This window comes from Wohlfahrtiimonas larvae (genome assembly GCF_002006755.1).
In the GTDB taxonomy this organism is placed as follows: domain Bacteria; phylum Pseudomonadota; class Gammaproteobacteria; order Cardiobacteriales; family Wohlfahrtiimonadaceae; genus Wohlfahrtiimonas; species Wohlfahrtiimonas larvae.
Genome location: NZ_MVDO01000213.1, coordinates 1 through 502 on the forward strand (window position 1 = coordinate 1; position 502 = coordinate 502).

Below are 502 nucleotides of genomic sequence, written 5' to 3' on the forward strand. Positions count from 1 at the left end.
TTAACGCCAATACCACATTCCATGCCACTGCGAACTTCTGATACGTCATCTTTAAAGCGGCGTAATGATTCCAATGCACCCTCATAGATTACAATGTTATCACGCAATACGCGAATTGGATTATTACGTTTGATCAAGCCTTCCGTTACCATACAGCCTGCAATCGCACCAATCTTCGGAGATCTAAATACATCACGAACTTCTGCGATACCAATAATAGATTCTTTAAACTCTGGTGCAAGTTTACCAATCAATGCTGTTTTAATTTCATCAATAACATCATAGATGATGCTGTAATAATGTAATGCTAAACCTTCATCTTCGATGATTTTCTTAGCTGAATTATCAGCACGAACATTAAAGCCGATGACGATTGCCTCAGAAGCAACAGCTAAGTTTGCATCTGATTCATTAATACCACCTACACCGCTTGATACAACTTTTACTGAAACTTCTTCTGTTGATAACTCTTCTAATGCATTGATCAATGCTTCTACAGAAC

The 502-nt window shown here is 37.8% G+C and carries 1 pseudogene; it reads right to left on the reverse strand.

What is annotated here, in order from left to right:
- Positions 1-502, reverse strand: a pseudogene (locus BZK14_RS11065) (translation initiation factor IF-2); the annotation flags it as partial.